Source organism: Micromonospora sp. CNB394 (assembly GCF_000374985.1).
GTDB lineage: Bacteria > Actinomycetota > Actinomycetes > Mycobacteriales > Micromonosporaceae > Micromonospora > Micromonospora marina.
In genome coordinates this window covers 170,851-190,801 of sequence record NZ_KB895831.1, presented here as the reverse complement: position 1 = coordinate 190,801, position 19,951 = coordinate 170,851, and the positions used below count along the sequence as shown (strand labels likewise).

At 73.9% G+C, this 19,951-nt stretch carries 20 protein-coding genes and 1 pseudogene; 10 read left to right on the top strand and 11 right to left on the bottom strand.

Features of this window, described 5'->3' with window-relative positions; translation table 11 throughout:
• Positions 1-160: 160 nt before the first annotated feature.
• Entirely contained in the window at positions 161-394 is a 234-nt protein-coding gene (locus tag C569_RS0111920; protein WP_013284786.1) for a hypothetical protein, read from the top strand.
• A gap of 152 nt (positions 395-546) precedes the next feature.
• Here the strand turns inward: C569_RS0111920 and C569_RS0111915 are convergent, their stop codons facing one another.
• The 3 genes from C569_RS0111915 to C569_RS0111905 form a co-directional block, all read right to left on the bottom strand.
• Positions 547-2,268: a DEAD/DEAH box helicase gene (locus C569_RS0111915; RefSeq protein WP_018786009.1), complete on the bottom strand. Its 1,722-nt coding sequence runs from the start codon at positions 2,266-2,268 to the stop codon at positions 547-549.
• Positions 2,269-2,519: 251 nt separating this feature from the next.
• Positions 2,520-3,170, bottom strand: coding sequence for a trimeric intracellular cation channel family protein (locus tag C569_RS0111910; RefSeq protein WP_018786008.1), 651 nt, complete (start codon positions 3,168-3,170; stop codon positions 2,520-2,522).
• Positions 3,171-3,210: 40 nt separating this feature from the next.
• Entirely contained in the window at positions 3,211-3,429 is a 219-nt protein-coding gene (locus C569_RS0111905; protein WP_018786007.1) for a DUF3039 domain-containing protein, read from the bottom strand.
• 88 nt (positions 3,430-3,517) lie between these two features.
• On the opposite strand from C569_RS0111905, the gene C569_RS0111900 reads away from it, so the two are divergent.
• Both C569_RS0111900 and C569_RS0111895 read left to right on the top strand, forming a co-directional pair.
• Positions 3,518-4,453 carry a pseudouridine-5'-phosphate glycosidase gene (locus tag C569_RS0111900; RefSeq protein WP_026268040.1) on the top strand — a complete coding sequence of 312 codons (936 nt, stop codon included), beginning with the start codon at positions 3,518-3,520 and terminating at the stop codon, positions 4,451-4,453.
• A 53-nt stretch (positions 4,454-4,506) separates the two neighbouring features.
• Entirely contained in the window at positions 4,507-5,403 is an 897-nt protein-coding gene (locus tag C569_RS0111895) for a carbohydrate kinase family protein (protein WP_026268039.1), read from the top strand.
• A 39-nt stretch (positions 5,404-5,442) separates the two neighbouring features.
• Here the strand turns inward: C569_RS0111895 and C569_RS0111890 are convergent, their stop codons facing one another.
• Positions 5,443-5,799, bottom strand: coding sequence for a DUF3099 domain-containing protein (locus tag C569_RS0111890; protein WP_026268038.1), 357 nt, complete (start codon positions 5,797-5,799; stop codon positions 5,443-5,445).
• Positions 5,800-6,058: 259 nt separating this feature from the next.
• Between C569_RS0111890 and C569_RS0111885 the strand changes: the two genes are divergently transcribed.
• Positions 6,059-6,370, top strand: coding sequence for a hypothetical protein (locus C569_RS0111885; RefSeq protein ID WP_018786003.1), 312 nt, complete (start codon positions 6,059-6,061; stop codon positions 6,368-6,370).
• Positions 6,371-6,374: 4 nt separating this feature from the next.
• Here the strand turns inward: C569_RS0111885 and C569_RS0111880 are convergent, their stop codons facing one another.
• The 3 genes from C569_RS0111880 to C569_RS0111870 form a co-directional block, all read right to left on the bottom strand.
• A complete protein-coding gene (locus C569_RS0111880; RefSeq protein ID WP_018786002.1) occupies positions 6,375-7,607 on the bottom strand; it encodes a low temperature requirement protein A in 1,233 nt (410 codons plus the stop codon).
• A gap of 72 nt (positions 7,608-7,679) precedes the next feature.
• Entirely contained in the window at positions 7,680-8,255 is a 576-nt protein-coding gene (locus C569_RS0111875) for an HhH-GPD-type base excision DNA repair protein (protein ID WP_018786001.1), read from the bottom strand.
• A 125-nt stretch (positions 8,256-8,380) separates the two neighbouring features.
• Positions 8,381-9,601 (bottom strand): S8 family peptidase, encoded by a 1,221-nt coding sequence (locus tag C569_RS0111870; RefSeq protein ID WP_018786000.1) that lies wholly within the window; start codon positions 9,599-9,601, stop codon positions 8,381-8,383.
• Positions 9,602-9,784: 183 nt separating this feature from the next.
• Here C569_RS0111870 and C569_RS0111865 point away from each other — a divergent pair, with 183 nt between their 5' ends.
• Together C569_RS0111865 and dtd are read left to right on the top strand one after the other, a co-directional pair.
• Complete coding sequence (locus C569_RS0111865; RefSeq protein WP_018785999.1) at positions 9,785-11,269, top strand: methyltransferase; 1,485 nt, start codon at positions 9,785-9,787, stop codon at positions 11,267-11,269.
• Complete coding sequence (dtd, locus tag C569_RS0111860; protein ID WP_018785998.1) at positions 11,269-11,691, top strand: D-aminoacyl-tRNA deacylase; 423 nt, start codon at positions 11,269-11,271, stop codon at positions 11,689-11,691. The genes C569_RS0111865 and dtd overlap by 1 nt, the downstream gene beginning before the upstream one ends.
• Here dtd and C569_RS0111855 read toward each other — a convergent pair.
• Positions 11,688-12,476 (bottom strand): sporulation protein, encoded by a 789-nt coding sequence (locus tag C569_RS0111855; protein WP_026268037.1) that lies wholly within the window; start codon positions 12,474-12,476, stop codon positions 11,688-11,690. The genes dtd and C569_RS0111855 overlap by 4 nt on opposite strands.
• A gap of 220 nt (positions 12,477-12,696) precedes the next feature.
• On the opposite strand from C569_RS0111855, the gene sigB reads away from it, so the two are divergent.
• The 4 genes and pseudogenes from sigB (at position 12,697) to C569_RS0111835 (ending at position 15,160) form a co-directional block, all read left to right on the top strand.
• On the top strand, positions 12,697-13,683 hold the full coding sequence (gene sigB / locus C569_RS0111850; RefSeq protein WP_018785996.1) for an RNA polymerase sigma factor SigB: 987 nt from the start codon (positions 12,697-12,699) through the stop codon (positions 13,681-13,683).
• Between the two features lie 109 nt (positions 13,684-13,792).
• On the top strand, positions 13,793-14,155 hold the full coding sequence (locus tag C569_RS0111845; protein ID WP_018785995.1) for a helix-turn-helix transcriptional regulator: 363 nt from the start codon (positions 13,793-13,795) through the stop codon (positions 14,153-14,155).
• 110 nt (positions 14,156-14,265) lie between these two features.
• Positions 14,266-14,756: pseudogene (locus C569_RS30165) on the top strand (SRPBCC family protein).
• On the top strand, positions 14,753-15,160 hold the full coding sequence (locus tag C569_RS0111835) for a VOC family protein (protein WP_018785994.1): 408 nt from the start codon (positions 14,753-14,755) through the stop codon (positions 15,158-15,160). Before C569_RS30165 ends, C569_RS0111835 begins: the two are co-directional and overlap by 4 nt.
• Positions 15,161-15,215: 55 nt before the next feature.
• Here C569_RS0111835 and C569_RS0111830 read toward each other — a convergent pair whose 3' ends face one another.
• Genes C569_RS0111830 through C569_RS0111820 form a run of 3 tightly spaced genes read right to left on the bottom strand, consistent with a single transcriptional unit; the run spans position 15,216 to position 19,883 of the window.
• Positions 15,216-17,771, bottom strand: coding sequence for a bifunctional GNAT family N-acetyltransferase/acetate--CoA ligase family protein (locus C569_RS0111830; protein WP_018785993.1), 2,556 nt, complete (start codon positions 17,769-17,771; stop codon positions 15,216-15,218).
• 25 nt (positions 17,772-17,796) lie between these two features.
• On the bottom strand, positions 17,797-18,978 hold the full coding sequence (locus C569_RS0111825) for an acetoin utilization protein AcuC (RefSeq protein WP_018785992.1): 1,182 nt from the start codon (positions 18,976-18,978) through the stop codon (positions 17,797-17,799).
• Positions 18,979-19,025: 47 nt separating this feature from the next.
• Positions 19,026-19,883: a sulfurtransferase gene (locus C569_RS0111820; RefSeq protein WP_018785991.1), complete on the bottom strand. Its 858-nt coding sequence runs from the start codon at positions 19,881-19,883 to the stop codon at positions 19,026-19,028.
• Positions 19,884-19,951: the final 68 nt, after the last annotated feature.

Below are 19,951 nucleotides of genomic sequence, written 5' to 3'. Positions count from 1 at the left end.
TTGACGTGGCACCCTTGGTGCACGGCACACTGTCTCCCACGCCAGGTGTGACCTCGGTCCCCCGCGGGCACACAGGGAAGGCAGGGCCCGAGATGGGTGTTGCACGATAGGTGAGCAACCGAAGAGAGTGTTCATCGGTGACGACCAGAGGAGGAAGGCGATGACCCCGACCCTCACGCCGCCGCCCGAGACGGTGAGCCCCCCGGCCGCCGATGAACGGTGCGACCGCTGCAATGCTGCCGGCAAGCTCCGCATCACTCTGGCGGGTGGGAGCGAGCTGGTGTTCTGTGGGCACCACGCGAACAAGTACGCGGAGGATCTCGTGAAGATCACCGTGCGCTACGCGTCGGACCCGGAGTTCAGCTGGCGAGGCGCCGATCTGATGGCGAACTGAGGTCCGACAAGAAGTCCACAACCCGACATGACCGGCCGGCGGCACCCGCAAGGGGAGCCGCCGGCCGGTTTTTCGTGCGGTGCGGTCTTGAGGCGGTGCGGTGTTAAGAAGGGGCCCCTGCTCTACCGGAGGCGTTAACAGGGGGCCCTTCCTTACAAGGTCTGCACGGTGGCGATGCGCTCCTCGAGCTGCTCGATCGTGGCCTGCGCGCTGGGCGGGCCACCGCAGATCCGGCGCAGCTCGGCGTGGATCTTCCCGTGCGGCTGGCCGGTGTGGTGGTGGCGGGCGGCCACCAGGGCGTTCAGCTGCCGCCGTAGCGCCACCCGGCGCTGTGCGGCACTCATCGGTGGGGGTGCCACCGCCGGGGCCGCAGCGGCCGGCTCAGCGGTCCGCTGGGCGGCCCGGCGCTTCTGCGCGGCGAGCTGCTCGGCCTGCCGTTTGGTCAGCAGCAGCGAGACCTGGTCGGCGGTGAGCAGACCGGGCAGGCCGAGGTACTCCTCCTCCTCCGGGGTGCCGGCCTGGGCGGCGGTGCCGAACGACGCCCCGTCGAAGATGACCTGGTCCAGCTCGGCGGTCGCGGAGAGCGCGGCGAAACGCTTCTCCAGCTCACCGCTGGCGCCGTCGTCGCGCTGGGCGCGCTCCAGCAGGTCGTCGTCGAAGCCCTCGCGGTCCTTCGGCTTGCCGAGCACGTGGTCCCGCTCGGCCTCCATCTCGCTGGCGAGCCCGAGCAGGTGCGGCACGCTGGGCAGGAACACCGACGCGGTCTCGCCGGAACGGCGGGCCCGGACGAACCGGCCGATCGCCTGCGCGAAGTACAGCGGGGTGCTGGCGCTCGTCGCGTACACGCCGACCGCCAGCCGGGGGATGTCGACACCCTCGGACACCATCCGCACCGCGACCAGCCACCGTTGCTGCGAGGCGGCGAACGTCGCGATCCGCGCGGACGCGCCCTGGTCGTCGGAGAGCACCACGGCGGCCTTCTCACCGGTCACCTGCTCCAGCAGCTTCGCGTACGAGCGGGCCACCTGCTGATCGCTGGCGATGACCAGGCCGCCCGCATCAGCCATGCCGTTGGCGCGCAGCACCGTCAACCGGGCGTCGGCGGCACGCAGCACCTGCGGCATCCAGTCGCCGGCCGGGTCCAGCGCGGTCCGCCACGCCTGGGCGACCAGGTCCTGGGTCATCGGCTCGCCGAGGCGGGCGGCCAGTTCCTCCCCGGCGTTGGTGCGCCACCGGGTCTCCCCCGAATACGCCAGGAACAGCACCGGCCGCACCACGCCCTCGCGCAGCGCGTCGGAGTAGCCGTAGACCGAGTCGGCGCGGGAGCGCAGCAGCCCGTCGCCGCCGCGCTCGTAGGTGACGAACGGGATCGGGTTGTCGTCGGAGCGGAACGGCGTACCGGTGAGCATCAGCCGGCGTACCGCGGGATCGAACGCCGCCTTGACGCCGTCGCCCCAGGTACGGGAGTCGCCGGCGTGGTGGATCTCGTCGAGGACGACCAGCGTGCGGCGGGTCATGGTGCGCCGCCGGTGCACCTGCGGCGCCATGCCGACCTGGGCGTACGTGACCACCGCGCCGTGGAAGTCGGCGGCGGAGTGCAGGTCGGCGTTGCGGAACGCGGCGTCGAGCTGGATGCCGACCCGGGCGGCGGCCTGCGCCCACTGGGTCTTCAGGTGCTCGGTCGGCGCGACCACGGTGACCGCCTCGACGGTGCCGTCGGCGAGCAACTCGGCGGCGATGCGCAGCGCGAACGTGGTCTTACCGGCGCCCGGCGTGGCGACCGCTGTGAAGTCCTCGGTCCGGCGGCGCAGGTACTCCACGAGCGCCTTGCGTTGCCAGGCGCGCAGGGGCGGGAACGTGTCGAGCGCCGGCATCCGCGGTGGCACGCGTAGCTCCTCTCCGCCGCGGACGGCGGCGGGCCCGCCCGGGGCCACGGGAGCCGCCGCCCATGAAAACGCCCTCGCGCATCCGGTGCCGCGAAGGCCGGTTCAGCATAACCAGCGCGGGCCGGACACCCCACTCGACGCCACGCCCGTCACATCCGCCCACCCCGGCGCACGGCGCGAGCCGCCGGACGATCACGAGGTAGGCGGCGTCCCGGCGTGGGACGGGCGCGAGACGCGGGTCAGGGCAGTGGTCCCCGGGTGCCGGTACGCGGCGGTCGCAGCGTCGCCACCGGGGCGGACCAGCGGCGGCGCAGGGCGACCAGGCGCAGCCCGAACACGAACAGCGCGGCGCCGGTGAGCGGCACGGCGGTGGCCTGTCCGCACGCCGACAGCAGCGCCACCGCGACCGAGCCGGCGAGCGCCGCGAGCGCGTAGATCTCCCGGCGCAGCACCACCGGGATCTCGCCGGTCAACAGGTCCCGGCCCAGCCCGCCGCCGATCGCGGTGAGCATGCCGATCATGCAGGCGCCGACCGCCGGCACGGCGGCGTCGAGGGCCTTGAGCGTGCCGGTGACGGTGAACAGGCCGAGACCCGCCGCGTCCAGCACCAGCACCGTGGTGCGCAGCCGGGCGAGTTGGGGATGCAGCCAGAACACGGCCGCGGCGGTGACCGCCGCGGTGGCGGCGTAGCGCCAGTCGGCGAACGCCAGCGGGGGCACCTCGTCGATGACCAGGTCGCGGAAGATGCCGCCGCCGAGGGCGGCGACCACGCCGACGAAGACCACCCCGAACAGGTCGAGCCGTTTCGCCACCGCCGCTGAGGCGCCGGAGGCGGCGAAGACCGCCACGCCGGTCAGGTCGGCGAGCAGAAGGGCGGTGGAGGTGGTCACCGCCGCAGGTTACGTCCAGGGGCGGCGGAGCCGCCCGGGATCACTCGGCGTACGAGTCGTAGATCTCCTTGCACTTCGGGCAGACCGGGGAGCCCGGCTTGGCCGCCTTGGTGACCGGGAACGTCTCGCCGCAGAGCGCGACCACGTAGGTGCCCATGACGGCACTCTCGGCGATCTTCTCCTTGCGGACGTAGTGGAACATCTCCGGACCAGTGTCCGCGTCCTTCAGCTCGGGACGCTCGAGGATCTCTGTGCTCACGACTCCACCTCCCGCGTCCCAGTTTTGCAGGTCGATCCGCCCCGGTCCACCTGGGCCCCGGCCGGAAGCGGCCCGTACGGTAACCGACGTGACCAACTTTCACATCAGTCTCGGTAGTGAGGTGGCCGACGCCCTGCGGGACGGCCGCCCGGTCGTGGCGTTGGAGAGCACGATCGTCTCGCACGGGCTGCCCCGGCCGGACAACCTGCGCGTGGCACGCGAGATCGAGCGGGCGGTACGGGACGCGGGCGCGGTGCCGGCCACCATCGGCATGGTCGCCGGCGAGCTGCGGGTGGGGCTGGACGACACCCAGCTCACCCGGCTCGCCACCGTCGACGGCGTGAGCAAGCTCTCGGTCCGCGACCTGGCCCCGGCGGCGGCGACGGGCGCGGACGGCGCCACCACAGTCGCGGCCACGAGCGCGGTCGCGGCGGCGGCCGGGATCGGCGTGTTCGCCACCGGCGGGCTCGGCGGCGTGCACCGGGAGGCGGCGCAGACGTTCGACGAGTCGGCCGATCTGGTCACGCTGGCCCGGACGCCGATCGCCGTGGTCTGCGCCGGGGTGAAGTCGATCCTCGACGTGGGCGCCACGCTGGAGCGGCTGGAGACGCTCGGGGTGGGCGTGGTCGGCTACCGCACCCGCCGCTTCCCCGGCTTCTACCGCACCGACGCGGGCTTCGACCTGGACTGGTCGGTCGAGTCGCCGGAGCAGGTGGCGGACGTGCTGGCCGCCCGCGCGGCGCACGGCGTGCACCACGGCGGGCTGGTGGTGGCCAACCCGCTGCCCGCCGACGAGCAGCTCGATCCGGCGCTGCACGACCGCACGCTCGCCGAGGGACTGGCCGCGCTGGCCCGCCAGGGGGTCACCGGCAAGGCGGTCACGCCGTTCCTGCTGTCGCACTTCCACTCCGCGACCGAGGGCGCCAGCCTGGCCGTCAACGTCCGGATCATCCTGCGCAACGCCGACCTCGCGGCCCGGATCGCGGTCGCCGTGGCGGCGGCCCGACGCACTCGCACCCCATGACCGAACGCACCGAGCGCAGCGAGGGCCGTGCGGACATGCCCAGCCAGCACTCCATGAGCGGGAGGCCGCGCATCGTCGTCGTCGGCGACGTGATCACCGACGTGCTCGCGGTGCTGTCCGGGCCGCTCGCGACCGGCTCGGACACCGCGGCCGGGATCCGGTTCAGCGGCGGCGGGCAGGCGGCGAACACCGCGGCCTGGCTCGCCGGGCAGGGCGCGGCGGTGACGCTCGTCGCCGCCGTCGGCGACGACGAGACCGGCCGGGAACGGGTGGCCGAGCTGACCGGGATCGGTGTCGACTGCGTAGTGGAGCGGCACGAGGGTTACCCGACCGGCACCGTCATCGTGCTCGCCCACGACGGGGAGCGCACGATGATCAGCCAGCGGGGCGCGAACCTGCGGCTGACCGCCGGGCACGTGGACGCGGCGCTGGCCGCCGCGCCCGACGCCGGGCATCTGCACCTGTCCGCGTACACCCTGTTGGACGTCGGGTCGCGCGGCGCCGGCCTGCGCGCGCTGGCCACCGCCCACGAGCGCGGGCTGACCGTCAGCGTCGACGCGGCGTCCGCGGCGCCGCTGCGGCGCGTCGGCGGGGCGTTCCTGACCTGGGTACGCGACGTCGACCTGCTGCTGGTCAACACGGACGAGGCGACGGTGCTGGCCGGCGGGCTGGACCCGGCGGCGCAGGCGCGGGCGCTGACCGCGGTGGCGCACCGGGTGGTGGTCAAGCGCGGCGCGGCGGGCGCGGTGTGGGTGGAGCGCGGCGGAGTGGTGGAGTTCGCGCCCGCGCCCGGGGTGGACGTGGTGGACGTGACGGGCGCCGGGGACGCGTTCGCGGCCGGGCTGCTCACCGCGTGGCTGGCCGGTGCCGGCCCGCGTGCCGCGCTGGGGCGGGCCGGTGACCTGGGCGCGCTGGCGGTGACGACCGTGGGCGCCCGCCCGGCACCCTGACGCGGGCGGCCGGTCCGGGCGGTGTTCCGCCCGGACCGGTCAGGGCTCGGCGTCGATGATCTTGTGCGGGTTCTCCTGCGCGGTCAGCGCGGTGGGGGCGGGCTCCTCGCGGCGCCGGTGGTGGAAACGGTTCGCCAGGCGGTGCTCCTCCTTCGGCGGCCGGTCGTTCGCCAGCAGCACCGCCAGCCAGGGCACGAGCACCATGCCGAGCGCGCACAGCGGCAGCCAGAGCCAGAGCAGCGGGGCCTTCGCGCCGACCAGGATCGCGCCCGCGACCAGACACGCGACCCGAATGGCCATCATCAGCACGTACCGCTTCTGCCGGCTGTTGAGCTGGTCGTCCTGGCTGCGCGGGGCGTCGGTGATCAGTATCGGCTGGTACGCCTGACGCTTCACCACGGACCTCCTACGAGGGGATAGGGCCCATCCTGTCACTCCGGACGGCTGATCGGCGAGAATCGTGACAGGCGGCTGCGTGTTACGCGCGTGGTACGCTTCGTCTCGTGGCCAACCGGTTCAGCTTCACCGACGAGGCGCTGGCGAACCTGCGGGTCTACGACGTCACACCCGGGGAAGTCTGGGAGGCCCTGCACAGCAACCGCCGGGTCATCCGCCACCTCGGGGACGACGTCACACCGACGAGGAGGCGGTCACGATGCACCGCGACGAGGCGACCAAGCGGTTCCACGCCGGGGGCGACGCGTTCGCCGACCTGATCGACGACACGTCACCGGCGCAGCTACCCACCCCCGACACCGACGTGCCGATGGTCAGCCGGTCGGTCCGGCTCCCACTGGAGACCTACGAGCGGGTCCGCGCCGCCGCCGACGCGCGCGGCATCGGCGTGACCACGCTGATGCGGCAGTGGATCGAGGCCGGTCTGGCCGACCTGGACGACTCCGCCACCGTCTCGCTGGCCGACGTACGCCGCGCGCTGGCGTCGCTGTCCCGCCCGACCGCCACCTGACGGCTCACGCCTCCGGGCCGGCCTCGCCGAGCATCTCCCGGCCGATCGGCGAGGCGGAGGGCTCCGGCGGCCGGTGCCAGGCCCGGCGGGCGTCCGCGAATGCGACGAGCGCCAGCACGAGGGCCACCGCACCGAGCGCGTACATCGCCGGCACGGCCGCCAGCGCGGGCAGGAGCAGCACCAGGACCAGCATCCCGGCCAGCCGGGGGCGGGACACCCGGCCGAAGATCTCGTACTCGAACCGGGAGCGGGCGGCGAGGAACAGCGCCGGGCCGCCCACCACGAAGACCAGCCAGCTCGGCCGGGCCGTGTCGTACGGGTGGGCGATGACCAGCTCGTAACCGACAGCGGCGCTGAGCACGCCGAGCACCATGAACAGGTGGGTCTGCGCGGCCGACTCGGCCAGCCGCCCCGGCGTGCCGGCCATCCGCAGGGCCTCGGCCAGCAGATGACCGGCCCGGTAGAAGTAGATGCGCCAGAGCAACGCGGTGATCACGAACGAGATCGCGAACGCCGCCGCCGCGTCGACGGAGAACTCCTTCCCGCTGTACGTCATGCCGATCACCAGGATCGACTCCCCGAGCGCGATGAGGAAGATCTGCTGGTAGCGCTCGGCGAGGTGCTCCCCGGCGACCAGCCACTGCCGGATACGCGACGCCCCGATCCCCGGCAGCGGCCAGCCGCGAAACGTGCCGAGGTAGTCCACGGTCAGCGCGACGACCCACAGCGGCAGGCGCACGTCGGCCATCAGGGCACCGGCGATCCACAGCGGCGCGCCGGCCGCCGCCCAGGCGGCCAGCCGCAGCGGCACCAGGCGCCGCGGGTGCCCGCGCAACGCCGCCGCGATGACCAGCGGCCGGCCGACCATCACCACCACGTACGCGAGCGCGAACGGCAGCGCCCGTTCCTCCAGCGCACGGGGCAGCGTCACCCCCAGCACCAGGCTGCCGAACATGGTGCCGACCACCACGGTCTGGATGGCGACGCGCTCCGGCTCGTACCGGCTGGTGACCCAGGTGGTGATCGTCCAGACGTGCCAGAGCACCAGGAACAGCAGCAGGGTCTTGCCCACCTCGGCGGCCACCGCACCGGGCGAGCCGTCGAGTCCGCCTATCAGCCGCTGCGAGACCCGGGTCAGTGCGAACACGAAGACCAGGTCGAAGAAGAGCTCCAGGAACGTGGCCCGCCCGGGACTGGACCCGGTACGCAGCAGCGCCCCGCCCCGCTGCTCGGTCATCGTCGGCCCCCGTCCCCCGTCCTGGCGACAAACGACAGGGACGGTGGGCCGGTTGCGGCGGCGGGCGGCGGATCAGCCCTTCGCGGCCTTCGCCTCCGCCTTCATCCGCTGCTTGAACTCGCGCACCCGGCGCAGCGACTCCGGATCGGTCACGTCCGCGACCGACCGGTGGGCGTCGGCGTCGCCGTAGTCGCCGGCCGCCTCGCGCCAGCCGTCCGGGGTGATCCCGAACCGCTTGCCGAGCAACGCGACGAAGATCTGCGCCTTCTGCCGGCCGAACCCGGGCAGCTCACCCACCCGGCGCAGCAGCTCCCGGCCGTCGGTCACGTCGGACCAGAGCCGGGCCGGGTCGCCGTCGTAGCGCTCGACGAGGGCCCGGCACACCTCCTGCACGCGGGCCGCCATCGCCTTGGGGAACCGATGCAGCGCGGGCGGCCGGGCGAAGACCTCCACGAGCGCCTCCGGGTCGTACCCGGCCAGTTCCGCGGCGTCGGGCTCGTGGCCGAGCCGCTGCGCCAGCACGTACGGGGAGGAGAACGCCTTCTCCATCGGCACCTGCTGGTCCAGCACCATGCCGAGGAGCAGGGCCAGCGGGCTGCGTGCCAGCAGTTCGTTGGCCTGCGGGTCGATGGGCAGTGACAGCGTCATGGGGACATAGTGCCGCGCCGCGCCGCCGACCGGGCGGCGACTCCCCGGCGACGTGACGCGGCCCGGCGGACCCCTGCGAGGTCCACCGGGCCGCGGCCCACCGGGTGGTCAGGTCACCCGTGTCGTCAGTTGACGACGAAGAGCAGCCGGTTCGGTGAGCCCGAGCCGGGGTTGGTCACCTTGCCGGTGGTGGCGTTGCTGGTCAGGTAGCTGGCCACCTGAGCCGGGGTGTAGGAGGTGTTCGCGGACAGGACGAGCGCCGCCGCGCCGGCCACGTGCGGGGACGCCATCGAGGTGCCGCTGATCGTGTTTGTCGAGGTGTCGCTGGTGCGCCACGCGGAGGTGATCGACGAACCCGGGGCGAAGATGTCCACGCAGGAGCCGTAGTTGGAGAAGGACGACCGCGCGTCGCTGCTGGTGGTCGAGCCGACGGTGATCGCCGCGCCGACCCGGGCGGGCGAGGAGTTGCACGCGTTGGCGCTGGAGTTGCCGGCCGCGAGCGCGTACGTGATGCCGGAGTTGATCGAGTTGACCACCGCGTTGTCAAGCGTGCTGCTGGCGCCGCCGCCGAGGCTCATGTTGGCGACGGCCGGCTTCACCGCGTTCGAGGTGACCCAGTTGACGCCGCTGATCACACCGGCGGTGGTGCCGCTGCCGGAGCAGTTGAGCACCTTGACGGCCACCAGGCGCACGCCCTTCGCCACGCCGTACTTGGTGCCGCCGACCGTGCCGGCGACGTGGGTGCCGTGGCCGTTGCAGTCGGTGTTGTTGGTGTCGACCGTGTTGGTGCCCCAGGTGGCCCGGCCGCCGAAGTCGGTGTGCGTGGTGCGGATGCCGGTGTCGATGATGTAGGCGCGCACGTTGCTGGCGGTGTTCGGATAGGTGAAGGTGCCGTTGAGCGGCAGGTTGCGCTGGTCGATCCGGTCCAGGCCCCAGGTGGCGCCGGTCTGGGTGCCCTGGGTGGTCATCACGCGGTCCTGCTCGACGTACGCGACGGCCGGGTCGGCGGCGAGCCGGCGAGCCTGGGCGGGGGTCATCTTCGCGCTGTAGCCGGTGAGAGCGGAGCTCCACACCGTGCCGACGTTTCCGCCGTAGCGCTTGGCCAGGCCGGCGGCCCGGTCCGGTACGGCGGTGCGGGCGGCGAGGCTGTTCGCGGTGCCGACCGCGTCGCCCTTGAGCACGACCACGTAGCTGCCGCTGACGGCGTCCGCGGCGCCGGCGTACCGGATCTCCCCGGTGGGCGCGGCGAGAGCGGGCGTGGAGGCGGCGGCGGCGAAGGCCGCGGCGGCGGCCGTGACGGCGAGCGCACGCAGCGCGCGCCGCCGGGGAAGGGACACGTCGGGCATCGTCTGGCTCCCTACCGGGGCGGCCCGGCTTGTGGCCGGATCGCCCTCATCGACTGATGTTGGCAGGAATGCTAACCAGAGATCGATAAACATGAAAGAGATAGTTACCGATAGATGCGGTCGGCGTTATGGATTCGGCGGGTGCCGCGCCACGCCGGGCGGCGCCCGGGGCAGGATGGGCACGTGGACCGTCACGACATGCTGCTCTCCCCCGCCGGGATCGACGCGCTGCGCACCGCGCTGACGCTCGCCCGCTTCACCGCCAACGGGATCGCCGACCGCCTGGGCCCGCAGGGCACCGGCGCGGTGGCCCGCAACGACTACCGGGCCGCGCTGCGCGCCACCCAGGACCGGGACCGGCTGGCCACGCTGATCCGGGTCTTCATCTGCGACCAGACCGAGCCGGAGGCGGCGGTCGCCGCCGCGCTGGCCCCGCTCGCCGTGGACGAGGCGCTCGCCGGGGGCATCGTGGAGCGGCACGGCGACGGCCTGCGCGCCGGGGTCGACCTGGAGCCGTACGGGGACGACTGGTGGGTGCTCGCCGACGTGCCAGCCGCCGCACGGCCCGGGCGCCCGCTGCACGCCGAGCACGTGCTGGGCATCGGCGGCGCCACCCAGACGCTGATCTCTGCCGCCGTACGCCCGGCCGTGGACACCGCACTCGACCTCGGTACCGGCTCCGGCGTCCAGGCGCTGCACCTGGGCACCCACGCCCGCCGGGTCACCGCCACCGACGTCTCCGAGCGGGCGCTGCGGTTCGCCGCGACCACCGCCGCGCTCAACGGGCAGGACTGGGAGCTGCTGCGCGGGGACATGGTCGCCCCGGTGGCCGGGCGTCGCTTCGACCTGGTGGTCAGCAACCCGCCGTTCGTGGTCGGCCCGGGCACCACCACGCACGTCTACCGGGACTCCGGGCGGGTCGGCGACGCGATCGGCGCGGAGCTGGCCGCCGCCGCGCCGGGCCTGCTCACCGAGGGCGGCACCATGCAGTACCTGGCGAACTGGGTGCACGTCACCGGCGAGGACTGGGCCGAGCGGGTCACCGGCTGGTTCAGCGGAACCGGCCTGGACGCCTGGGTCATCCAGCGCGAGGTGGCCGACCCGATGGCGTACGTGAACCTCTGGCTCACCGACGTCGGCGAGAGCGCCGACCCGCAGCGGATGGCCGCCTGGCTGGACTGGTTCGACGCGCACAAGGTCGAGGCGGTCGGCTTCGGCATCGTCTCGCTGCGCCGCTCCGGGCACGACCAACCGGTCGTCCGGGTGGAGGACCTGCGCCAGCGCGTCGAGCCGCCGCTGGGCGACCGGATCGGCGAGTGGTTCGCCCGGCAGGACTGGCTGCGCGCCCGGGACACCGAGGCGCTGCTCGCCGCCCGCTACCGCGCCGCCGAAGGGCTCCAGCTGCGGCAGGAGGCCACCATGGGCGACGACGGCTGGGCGGTGGACCGACAGGTCCTGGCCACGCCCCGCGGCCTGCGCTGGTCGGAGGAGATCGACCCGCTGGTACTCGCCCTGGTCGGCGGCGCCGACGGCCGCCTGCCGCTGCGCGACCAGCTCGCCCTGCTCGCCGCCGCGCACGACGTGGCGCCGGACGAGCTGGCCGAGGCGGCCGGACCGATCGTGGCGCACCTGGTCGAGCGCGGCATCGTCGAGCCGGTGACCGACTGATGCGAGCGGTGGTGCAGACGGTCGGCCGGGCCCGGGTGACAGTCGACGACGAGGTGACCGGGGAGATCGCCGACGGGCTGCTGGTGCTGCTCGGTGTCACCCACACCGACACCCCGCAGGTGGCCGCCACGATGGCCCGCAAGCTGCACGAACTGCGCATCCTCGACGACGAGCGCAGTGCCGCGGACGTCGGGGCGCCACTGCTCGTGGTCAGCCAGTTCACGCTCTACGGCGACGCCCGCAAGGGCCGGCGGCCGAGCTGGACCGCCGCCGCGCCCGCCGAGGTGGCCGAACCCCTGGTGGACGCCGTCGTCGAACAGTTGCGTGGCCGGGGCGCGAAGGTGGAGACCGGCCGCTTCCGCGCCCACATGCTCGTGGAGAGCGTCAACGTCGGTCCCCGCACCCTCGTGCTCGACCTCTAGAAGAACAGCCCGCGACGGGACAGCGACTGACGCAGCCAGCCGTCGAGCTGCGCGGCCCAGTCGGTACGGTCCGCCGTCGCGTGGTCCACCGTGAACCGGCCGAACGCGTCCCGGCCCTCGGTGAACAGGCCGCCCCGCTTGTCCAGCTCCAGCACCACGTGCACCTGGCGCGGATCGGTCACGAAGGTGACCTCCAGCTGGTTCATCGCGCCCGCGTACTGCGGCGCCGGGTAGAACTCGATCTCCTGGTAGAAGGGCAACTGCTGGTGCAGGCCGTAGATGTGTCCACGCTCGACGTCGGCGCGGGCGAAGCGGAAACCCAGCCGTAGCAGCGCCTCCAGCAACCGCTCGTGGGCGGGCAGCGGGTGCACCGACACGGCGTCCATGTCGCCCTTGTCCACCGCCCGCGCCACCTCCAGCTCGGTACGCAGACCCATCGTCATGCCGTGCAGGTGCTGGCCGTACAGGTCGGTCAGCGGCGTCTCCCAGGGCACCTGGTAGCGGAACGGCACGTCGTGCCGCTGCCCCGGCTCCAGCCGGAACGGGCCGGTCATCTGGGCCCGGCCGAACTCCTGGTTGACGTCGTACTCCGAATCGGAACTCTCCACCTCGACCCGCGTGACCAGGCCGAGTGCGACGTAGCTCACGTCCACCGGGTGGTCGCCGCCGACCACCTGGATCCGGCCCTCCAGAACGCCGCCCGGGCGGCAGTTCGGGTTGGCCAGCACCGTCTCCACCGACGGTCCGCCCACACCCATCGCCTGCATGAGCCGCTTGAAGACCACCACGTTCTCCGATCGTCAGTGCCGCACCGGCCCCGACGGCCGGTCGCTGGCACGGTAACCGCGCCGGGCAAGCGGATGCCGGATTCCCGCGAGGATTCCTGTCGGGTCTCCGATCGCCTCACTCCCGTCTCACGCCCCGACCGCCAAGCTGTTTGTCATCGGCCACCACCGCGTGGGCGGCACGGGACCGGTAGGCACGTCGGACACGGGGAGAACAGAGATGACCCAGCAGATGATCGAGCACAAGGACATGGACGTCACCCTCACGGACCTCGACGCCACCGACGAGCGCGGCGTCTCCACCGACCTGGTCCGGGCGTACCTGAACGGCATCGGCCGCACCAAGCTGCTCACCGCGGCGCAGGAGGTCGAGCTGAGCAAGCGGATCGAGGCCGGCCTCTTCGCCGAGGAGAAGCTGGCCACCTGCACCCCCGTCTCCGCCGAGCTGAACGCGGACCTGACGCTGATCGTGGCCGAGGGCCGCGCGGCCAAGGACCACCTGCTGGAGGCGAACCTGCGGCTGGTGGTGAGCATCGCCAAGCGGTACACCGGCCGCGGCATGGCCTTCCTCGACCTCATCCAGGAGGGCAACCTCGGCCTCATCCGCGCGGTCGAGAAGTTCGACTACACCAAGGGCTACAAGTTCTCCACGTACGCCACCTGGTGGATCCGCCAGGCCATCACCCGCGCCATGGCCGACCAGGCCCGCACCATCCGCATCCCCGTGCACATGGTCGAGCAGGTCAACCGGATGGTCCGGGTACGCCGCGAGCTGTCGGTGACGCTGGGCCGCGAGCCGAATGTGAGCGAGGTGGCGGTGGCGCTGGAGATCCCCGAGTTCCAGGTGATCGAGCTGATCTCCTACGACCGGGAGCCGGTCAGCCTGGACCAGGCGGTCGGCGAGGACGGCGAGAGCGCCCTCGGCGACTTCGTCGCCGCTGTCGACCCGCGCGCCGAGCCGGGCGACGCCGCCGCGAACGGCGAGCTGCGCAACGAGGTACGCATCGTGCTGGCCACCCTGTCGCAGCGGGAGCAGGCGGTGATCCGGTTGCGTTTCGGCCTGGACGACGGCCGCCAGCGCACGCTGGACGAGGTCGGCCGCGAGTTCGGCCTGTCCCGGGAACGGATCCGGCAGATCGAGAAGGTCACGCTGCTCAAGCTGCGCGACCCGGAGCGGGCGAACCGGCTGGAGGCGTACGCCTGCTGATCCACACCCGGTCCGACAGGCCCCGGCGGTTCGCCGGGGCCTGTCGTGCTTGACCCGGGCGCTCCCGTCATATACAACCGACTGGTTACACAACCGGGAGGTTATAGAATTGTCCGCGGATCTGCTCGACGCCACCTTCGCCGCGCTCGCCGACCCCACCCGGCGTGCCATCCTCAACCGACTGGCCGCCGGGGAGGCGACCGTCACCGAGCTGGCCGAGCCGTTCGCGATGAGCCAGCCGGCCGTCTCCAAGCACCTCAAGGTGCTGGAACGCGCCGGCCTGGTCACCCGGGGCCGGGACGCCCAGCGCCGTCCCTGCCGGCTCGACGCCCGGCCGCTGCGGGAGGCCGTCGCGTGGCTGGCGGACTACCGCGACTACTGGGCGGAGAGCTACGCACGGCTGGACGAGGTCCTCGCCGAGCTGACCGCCGGGAGCCGCGATGAGCGGCCTGACCGCCGGGAGCCGCGATGAGCGGCCTGACCGCCGGGAGCCGCGATGAGCGGCCTGACCGCCGGGAGGCCCGATGAGCGGCCTGACCGCCGAAGAGCAGCGATGAGCGGCCTGACCGCCGGGGAGCAGCGATGACCGATCTGACCGTCACGCTGCACGGCGACCGGGAGGTCCGGCTCAGCCCCGGCTTCGCTGCCCCGCGCCATCTGGTGTTCGCCGCCTTCACCCGCCCCGAACTGCTGGTGCGCTGGTGGGGCGCGCGCGGCTGGCACCTGGTCGAATGCGAGGTCGACCTGCGGGTGGGCGGGCGCTGGCGGTTCGTCTCCGAGGGCCGGACGGTGACCTGATGGCCCAGGGCGGCACCTACCGCGAGATCGACCCGCCCGCGCGGCTGGTCTGCACCGAGATGTTCGACGACCAGTCCTACCCCGGCGAGACGCTGGTGCGTCACGACTTCACCGGCTCGGCGGGCCGGACCACTGTCGTCACCCACCTGCGGTACGCCACCGCGCAGGGCCGCGACACCGTCCTGCGCTATCCGATGACCCGCGGCCTGAGCGAGGCGTTCGACCGGCTCACGGCCGTGCTGCACAACGATTCGACGACAGGAGCGACAACGTGAACTGGACGCTGGAAGTGGTGGTCGTACCGGTCTCCGACGTGGACCGGGCCAAGGAGTTCTACGCCGGACGGCTCGGCTTCGCCGTCGACCACGACACGGATCCGGGCGGCGCGGGGCGGATCGTCCAGCTCACTCCCCCGGGATCCGGGTGCTCGATCGTCCTCGGCCGGGGCGTCGTACCGGAGATGCCGCCGGGCTCGCTCAAGGGCCTGCAACTGGTGGTGGCCGACCTGGAGAAGGCGCGCGCCGAACTGGTCGAGCGGGGCGCCGAGGTGAGCGAGATCCAGGTGGTGGGCCAGAACCCGCGCCCGGTGCCGCACCCGCTGGACAACGTCGGCTTCGTCTTCTTCCGCGACCCGGACGGCAACGAGTGGGCGGTGCAGCAGATCTCCGCCCGCGGCTGAGGAGCGTTAAGAAGGGGCCCTTCCTCTACCGGAGGCGTTAACAAGGGGCCCTTCCTTACAACCGCCGGGGGCCCGTGTCGGGGCGCGGGGACTCCGTGCCGGTGCGGACCGTGGCGTGCAGCACCGAGATGCCGTCCGGCCGGGCCAGCACCGGGTTGAGCGTGAGCGACCGCACCCGGGGCTGCTCGTCGGCGAGGCGGCCGACCCGCATCAGCAGGTCGACCAGGGCCGCCCGGTCCACCGGCGCGGCGCCCCGGTGCCCGCGCAGCAGCGGTGCCGCCCGGGGCTCGTCGACCAGTTCGGCGGCGTCCCGGTCGGTGAGCGGGACCGCGCGCCAGGCCCGGTCACCCAGCAGCTCGGTCGCCACGCCACCCAGCCCGAAACCGACCACCGGCCCGAACGCCGGATCCTCCACCAGCTCCACCACACACGCCACGCCCGGCGCGACCATCGGCTGGACCAGCACCTCCGCGCCGAACACCGGGGCCATCTCGGCGTACGCGCGGCGCAGCGCGGCGGTGTCGGCCAGGTCGAGGCGTACCGCGCCGAGGTCGAGGCGGTGCCGCAGTCCGGGTGCGGCGGCCTTGAGCGCCACCGGCCGGCCGAGCCGGTCGGCGGCCGCCAGCACCTCGTCGGCGCTGCCGGCCGGGACCGACTCCACCACGTCGATCCCGTACGCGCGCAGCAACGCCGCCGCGTCGGCCCCGTCCGGCCGCAGCGCGGCGTGCCCCGCCGCCCGGTCCACGTCGGCCAGTTCCGGCAGCACACCGGCGGGCCGGCGCAGCCAGTCCGCGTACCCGGTGACCCGGCCCAGCGCGCGTACCGCCTCTTCCACGCTCGGGTACGCCGGCACCCCGGCCGGCACCAGCCCGGCCAGGAACGTCGCCACCACCGGCTTGCCGGTGACCCGCGCGTCGGGCAGCGCCGCCGCGAAGTCGGCCACCGGGTCGGCGAGCTGGCCCGGCAACGGCGGCGCGAACACCGCCACCACGGCGTCCACCTGCTCGCCGGCCACCGCGTCGCCGAGCGCGGCGGCGTACGCGGCGGCCCCCGCGCTCGGCCCGACGTTCTGCGGGTAGCCGTCGGCGACGGTCAGTCCCTGGGCGGCGCAGGCGGTCGCGGCCAGCCCGGTCAGCGCCGACGAGTTGCCCACCACCGCCACCCGCCGCCCGGCCGGCAGGGGCTGGTGGGCCAGCAGGACGCCCACGTCGAGCAGCTCGGACACGGTGTCCACCCGGATCACCCCGGACTGGGCGAACAGCGCGCTCACCGCCGCCGCGTCCAGCGCGGGCGCGTCCCCCACCCCGCGCGGCCGGGCCAGCGAGGCGAGCGCCACCACCGGCTTGCGGCGGCCGATGCGCCGGGCCAGCCGGGCGAACTTGCGCGGGTTGCCGAACGTCTCCAGGTAGAGCGTGATGACGTCGGTGGCCGGATCGTCCTGCCAGTACTGGAGCAGGTCGTTGCCGGACACGTCGGCCCGGTTGCCGGCCGAGACGAAGCTGGACAGCCCGAGCCCGCGCCGGGACGCCTCGGCCAGCAGCGCCACCCCGAACGCCCCGGACTGACTGAACACGCCGACCCGGCCCGCCGCGGGCAGCGCCGGGGCGAGCGTGGCGTTGAGGCGTACCGCCGGGTCGGTGTTGGCGATACCGAGGCAGTTCGGGCCGATCACCCGCATGCCGGCCAGGTGCGCGGCGCGGACCAGCGCGCGCTGCGCGGCAGCGCCGGCCGGGCCGGACTCGGCGAACCCGGCCGAGATCACCACCAGGCCGTGCGCGCCCGCGCGGGCCGCGTCGCGGACCACGTCGGTCACCGCGTCCGGCGGGACCGCCACCACGGCCAGGTCGACGTCCTGGCCGGCGTCGGCCGCCGACGGGTACGCGGGCAGCCCCGCCACAGTCGTCGCGCTCGGGTGCACCGGCACGATCGACCCGGCGAAGCCGCCGTCGCGCAGGTGCCCGAGCAGCGCCGCGCCGACGCCCTGGCCGGTGGTGCTGGCGCCGTAGACGGCGATGCCCCGGGGCGCGAGCAGCCGGGCGATCGACCGGGCCTCGGTGCGGTGCTCCCGGCCGCGCTGCACCTCCAGGGTCGCCTCGGTGGGCGCGATCGGGAAGCTCAGGTGCACCACGCCGTCGGCGTACTGGCGCTGCACCTGGTAGCCGAAGTCGGCGAAGACCCGCAGCATCGCCCCGTTGGCCGGGAGCACCTCGGCGACGAAGTGCACGATGCCGTTGCGCCCGGCCGCGTCGGCCAGGTGCTCCAGCAGCACCGAGCCGATGCCGCGGCCCTGGTAGGCGTCCTCGACCACGAACGCCACCTCCGCCTCTGGCGAGGCGGGACCGAGCCGTTCGTAGCGGCCGACGGCGACGATCCGCTCGCCGGCCAGCACCACGAACGCCTCCCGGTCGCGGTGGTCGACGTTGACGAAGCGCTTCAGGTCGCGTTCCGGGATCCGCGGGTACGGCGAGAAGTACCGCAGGTATCGGGTGCGTTCCGAGAAGCGGCCGTGCATGGCCACGATCTCGGCCGCGTCCTCCGGCCGGATCGGTCGCAGCTGGACGGTCGTGCCGTCGCTGAGCAGCACGTCCAGCGGTTGCTCGACGGTGGTCACCGGTCGGTCCTCCCCTGCCGCCGGCTCAGTCGCGCGGGTCGTGCGGATCGAGCCCGAGCAGCGGGAAGACGGCCTTGCGGGTGGCCGCGACGGCCCGGTCCACCGCGTTCGGCTCGCCGCTGGGCTGCCACGGCTGGTACGACGGGTCCACGTCGTCGGTCATCCGCAACGGCACCTCGTGCCCGGGTCGCAGCCGCGCGGCCAGGTCCCGCCAGCCGGGCGGGGTCAGCGTGGCCGGGTCGACCGGCTCGCCGGCGGCGATCGCGAGCAGGTGCGTCCAGGCCCGGGGCACCACCTCGACGAGCGCGTACCCGCCGCCGCCGGTGGCGACCCAGCGGCCGTCGCACAGGTCGTCGGCGAGCGCCCGCAGCGCGCGGTAGGTGGCCCGCTGCCCGTCCACGGAGAGGTGCAGGTCGGCCAGCGGATCCTTGCGGTGCCCGTCCGCTCCGCACTGGGTGACCAGCACCTGCGGCCGGAACGCGCGCAGCACCGACGGCACGATCGCGTGGAACGCCCGCTGCCAGCCCGCGTCACCCACTCCCGGCGGCAGCGGCACGTTGACAGCGGTGCCCTCCGCGCCCGGACCGCCGGTCTCGTCCGGGAACCCGGTGCCGGGGAACAACGCGAGCGGCGTCTCGTGCAGGCTGACGGTGAGCACCCGCGGGTCGCGGTAGAAGATCTCCTGCACGCCGTCGCCGTGGTGCACGTCCACGTCCACGTACGCGATCCGTTGCGCGCCGAGGTCGAGCAGCCGGGCGATGGCCACCGCCGGGTCGTTGTAGACACAGAACCCGGCGGCCCGGGCGCGCATGGCGTGGTGCAGCCCACCGGCCACGCTCACCGCGCGCCGTGCCTCGCCGCGCCACACCGCCTCGGCGGCGGCCGTCGTGGCGCCGGCGATCAGCGCGCTCGCCTCGTGCATCCCGTCGAAGACGGGATTGTCCGAGGTGCCCAGACCGAAGCCGGCGAACAGCGGGTCGCGCGGCGCGGACCGGACGGCGTCCAGGTAGGCCGGATCGTGTACGCGGGTGAGCAGCGCGTCGTCCGCCGGCTCGGGCTTGACCAGCCGCACGCCGGGCCGGTCCAGGACACCAAGTTCACGGGCGAGCGCCATGGTCAGCTCGACCCGGACCGGGTCGAGGGGATGGTCGCCCATGTCGTAGGCGAGGAGAGCCTCGTCCCACACCACCACCGTGTCGTCGGCCATGCGGCCATCGTCGCACGTGGTCCGGGGCGCGCCCACGGGTCGTACGCTCACCGGCCGGACGTGCCACCGGTCGCGACCGGACGGTCCGGGTCGGCCACCCACTCGCTCCACGAGCCGACGTACAACGCGGCGTCCGGACGACCGGCCAGGTGCAGCGCGAGCACCGCCTGCGCGGCAGTCACCCCGGAGCCGCAGTACGCGCCGACCGGGGCGTCCGCGTCCACTCCGGCGGCGGCGAACCGCTCCCGGAGCGCCTCGGCGGCGGGGAACCGCCCCTGCGTGACGTACTCCGGGGCGGGCAGGTTGACAGCGCCCGGCACGTGCCCGGCGACCGGGTCGACCGGCTCGTGCTCGCCCCGGTAGCGCGGCGCGGCCCGGACGTCGATCAGCACGCCGGGCTCGGCGACGGCGAGCCCGGCGGCCTGCGCGGCGTCCAGCACCGGCAGGGCGCCGGGCGTCACCGTCACGTCGCCCGGAACGGGAGCGGGCACGCTCGTGTCGACCGGCAGGCCGGCGGCCGTCCAGGCCGGGAAGCCGCCGTGCAGCACCCGCACCTGCCGGTGCCCGGCCCAGCGCAGCGTCCACCAGGCGCGGGCGGCGGACATGCCGTCGCCGCCGTCGTACACCACCACCGGATGACCGGCGCGGACGCCCGCGGCCCGCAACGCGGCCTGCAACGCCGCCGGGTCCGGAAGCGGGTGCCGGCCGGCGGCGCCGGGCGGCCCGCACAGCTCGGTGTCCAGGTCGACGAAGACGGCGCCGGGCAGGTGGCCTGCGGTGTAGTCGTCGCGGCCGGGCGGGCCGGTCAGCCGCCAGCGGACGTCGAGCAGGGTCGGCGGGTCGGCGTGATCGAGGTCGGCGGCGAGCCGGTCGGGCTCGACCAGCAGGTCTGCGGTGGCGGACATGCGGTCCAGTCAACACCATTCGACGCGCCACCTCCGGCTTGGCCTGCGTCGATGGTCGGTGGTAGCGG

Bases quoted from the DNA above. Each gene is read 5' to 3' on its own strand.
- C569_RS0111920 (WP_013284786.1), top strand. From the start codon at position 161: ATGACCCCGACCCTCACGCCGCCGCCCGAGACGGTGAGCCCCCCGGCC.
- C569_RS0111915 (WP_018786009.1), bottom strand. From the start codon at position 2,268: ATGCCGGCGCTCGACACGTTCCCGCCCCTGCGCGCCTGGCAACGCAAG.
- C569_RS0111895 (WP_026268039.1), top strand. From the start codon at position 4,507: ATGAGCGGGAGGCCGCGCATCGTCGTCGTCGGCGACGTGATCACCGAC.
- C569_RS0111885 (WP_018786003.1), top strand. From the start codon at position 6,059: ATGCACCGCGACGAGGCGACCAAGCGGTTCCACGCCGGGGGCGACGCG.
- C569_RS0111880 (WP_018786002.1), bottom strand. From the start codon at position 7,607: ATGACCGAGCAGCGGGGCGGGGCGCTGCTGCGTACCGGGTCCAGTCCC.
- C569_RS0111875 (WP_018786001.1), bottom strand. From the start codon at position 8,255: ATGACGCTGTCACTGCCCATCGACCCGCAGGCCAACGAACTGCTGGCA.
- C569_RS0111870 (WP_018786000.1), bottom strand. From the start codon at position 9,601: ATGCCCGACGTGTCCCTTCCCCGGCGGCGCGCGCTGCGTGCGCTCGCC.
- dtd (WP_018785998.1), top strand. From the start codon at position 11,269: ATGCGAGCGGTGGTGCAGACGGTCGGCCGGGCCCGGGTGACAGTCGAC.
- sigB (WP_018785996.1), top strand. From the start codon at position 12,697: ATGACCCAGCAGATGATCGAGCACAAGGACATGGACGTCACCCTCACG.
- C569_RS0111825 (WP_018785992.1), bottom strand. From the start codon at position 18,978: ATGGCCGACGACACGGTGGTGGTGTGGGACGAGGCTCTCCTCGCCTAC.
- C569_RS0111820 (WP_018785991.1), bottom strand. From the start codon at position 19,883: ATGTCCGCCACCGCAGACCTGCTGGTCGAGCCCGACCGGCTCGCCGCC.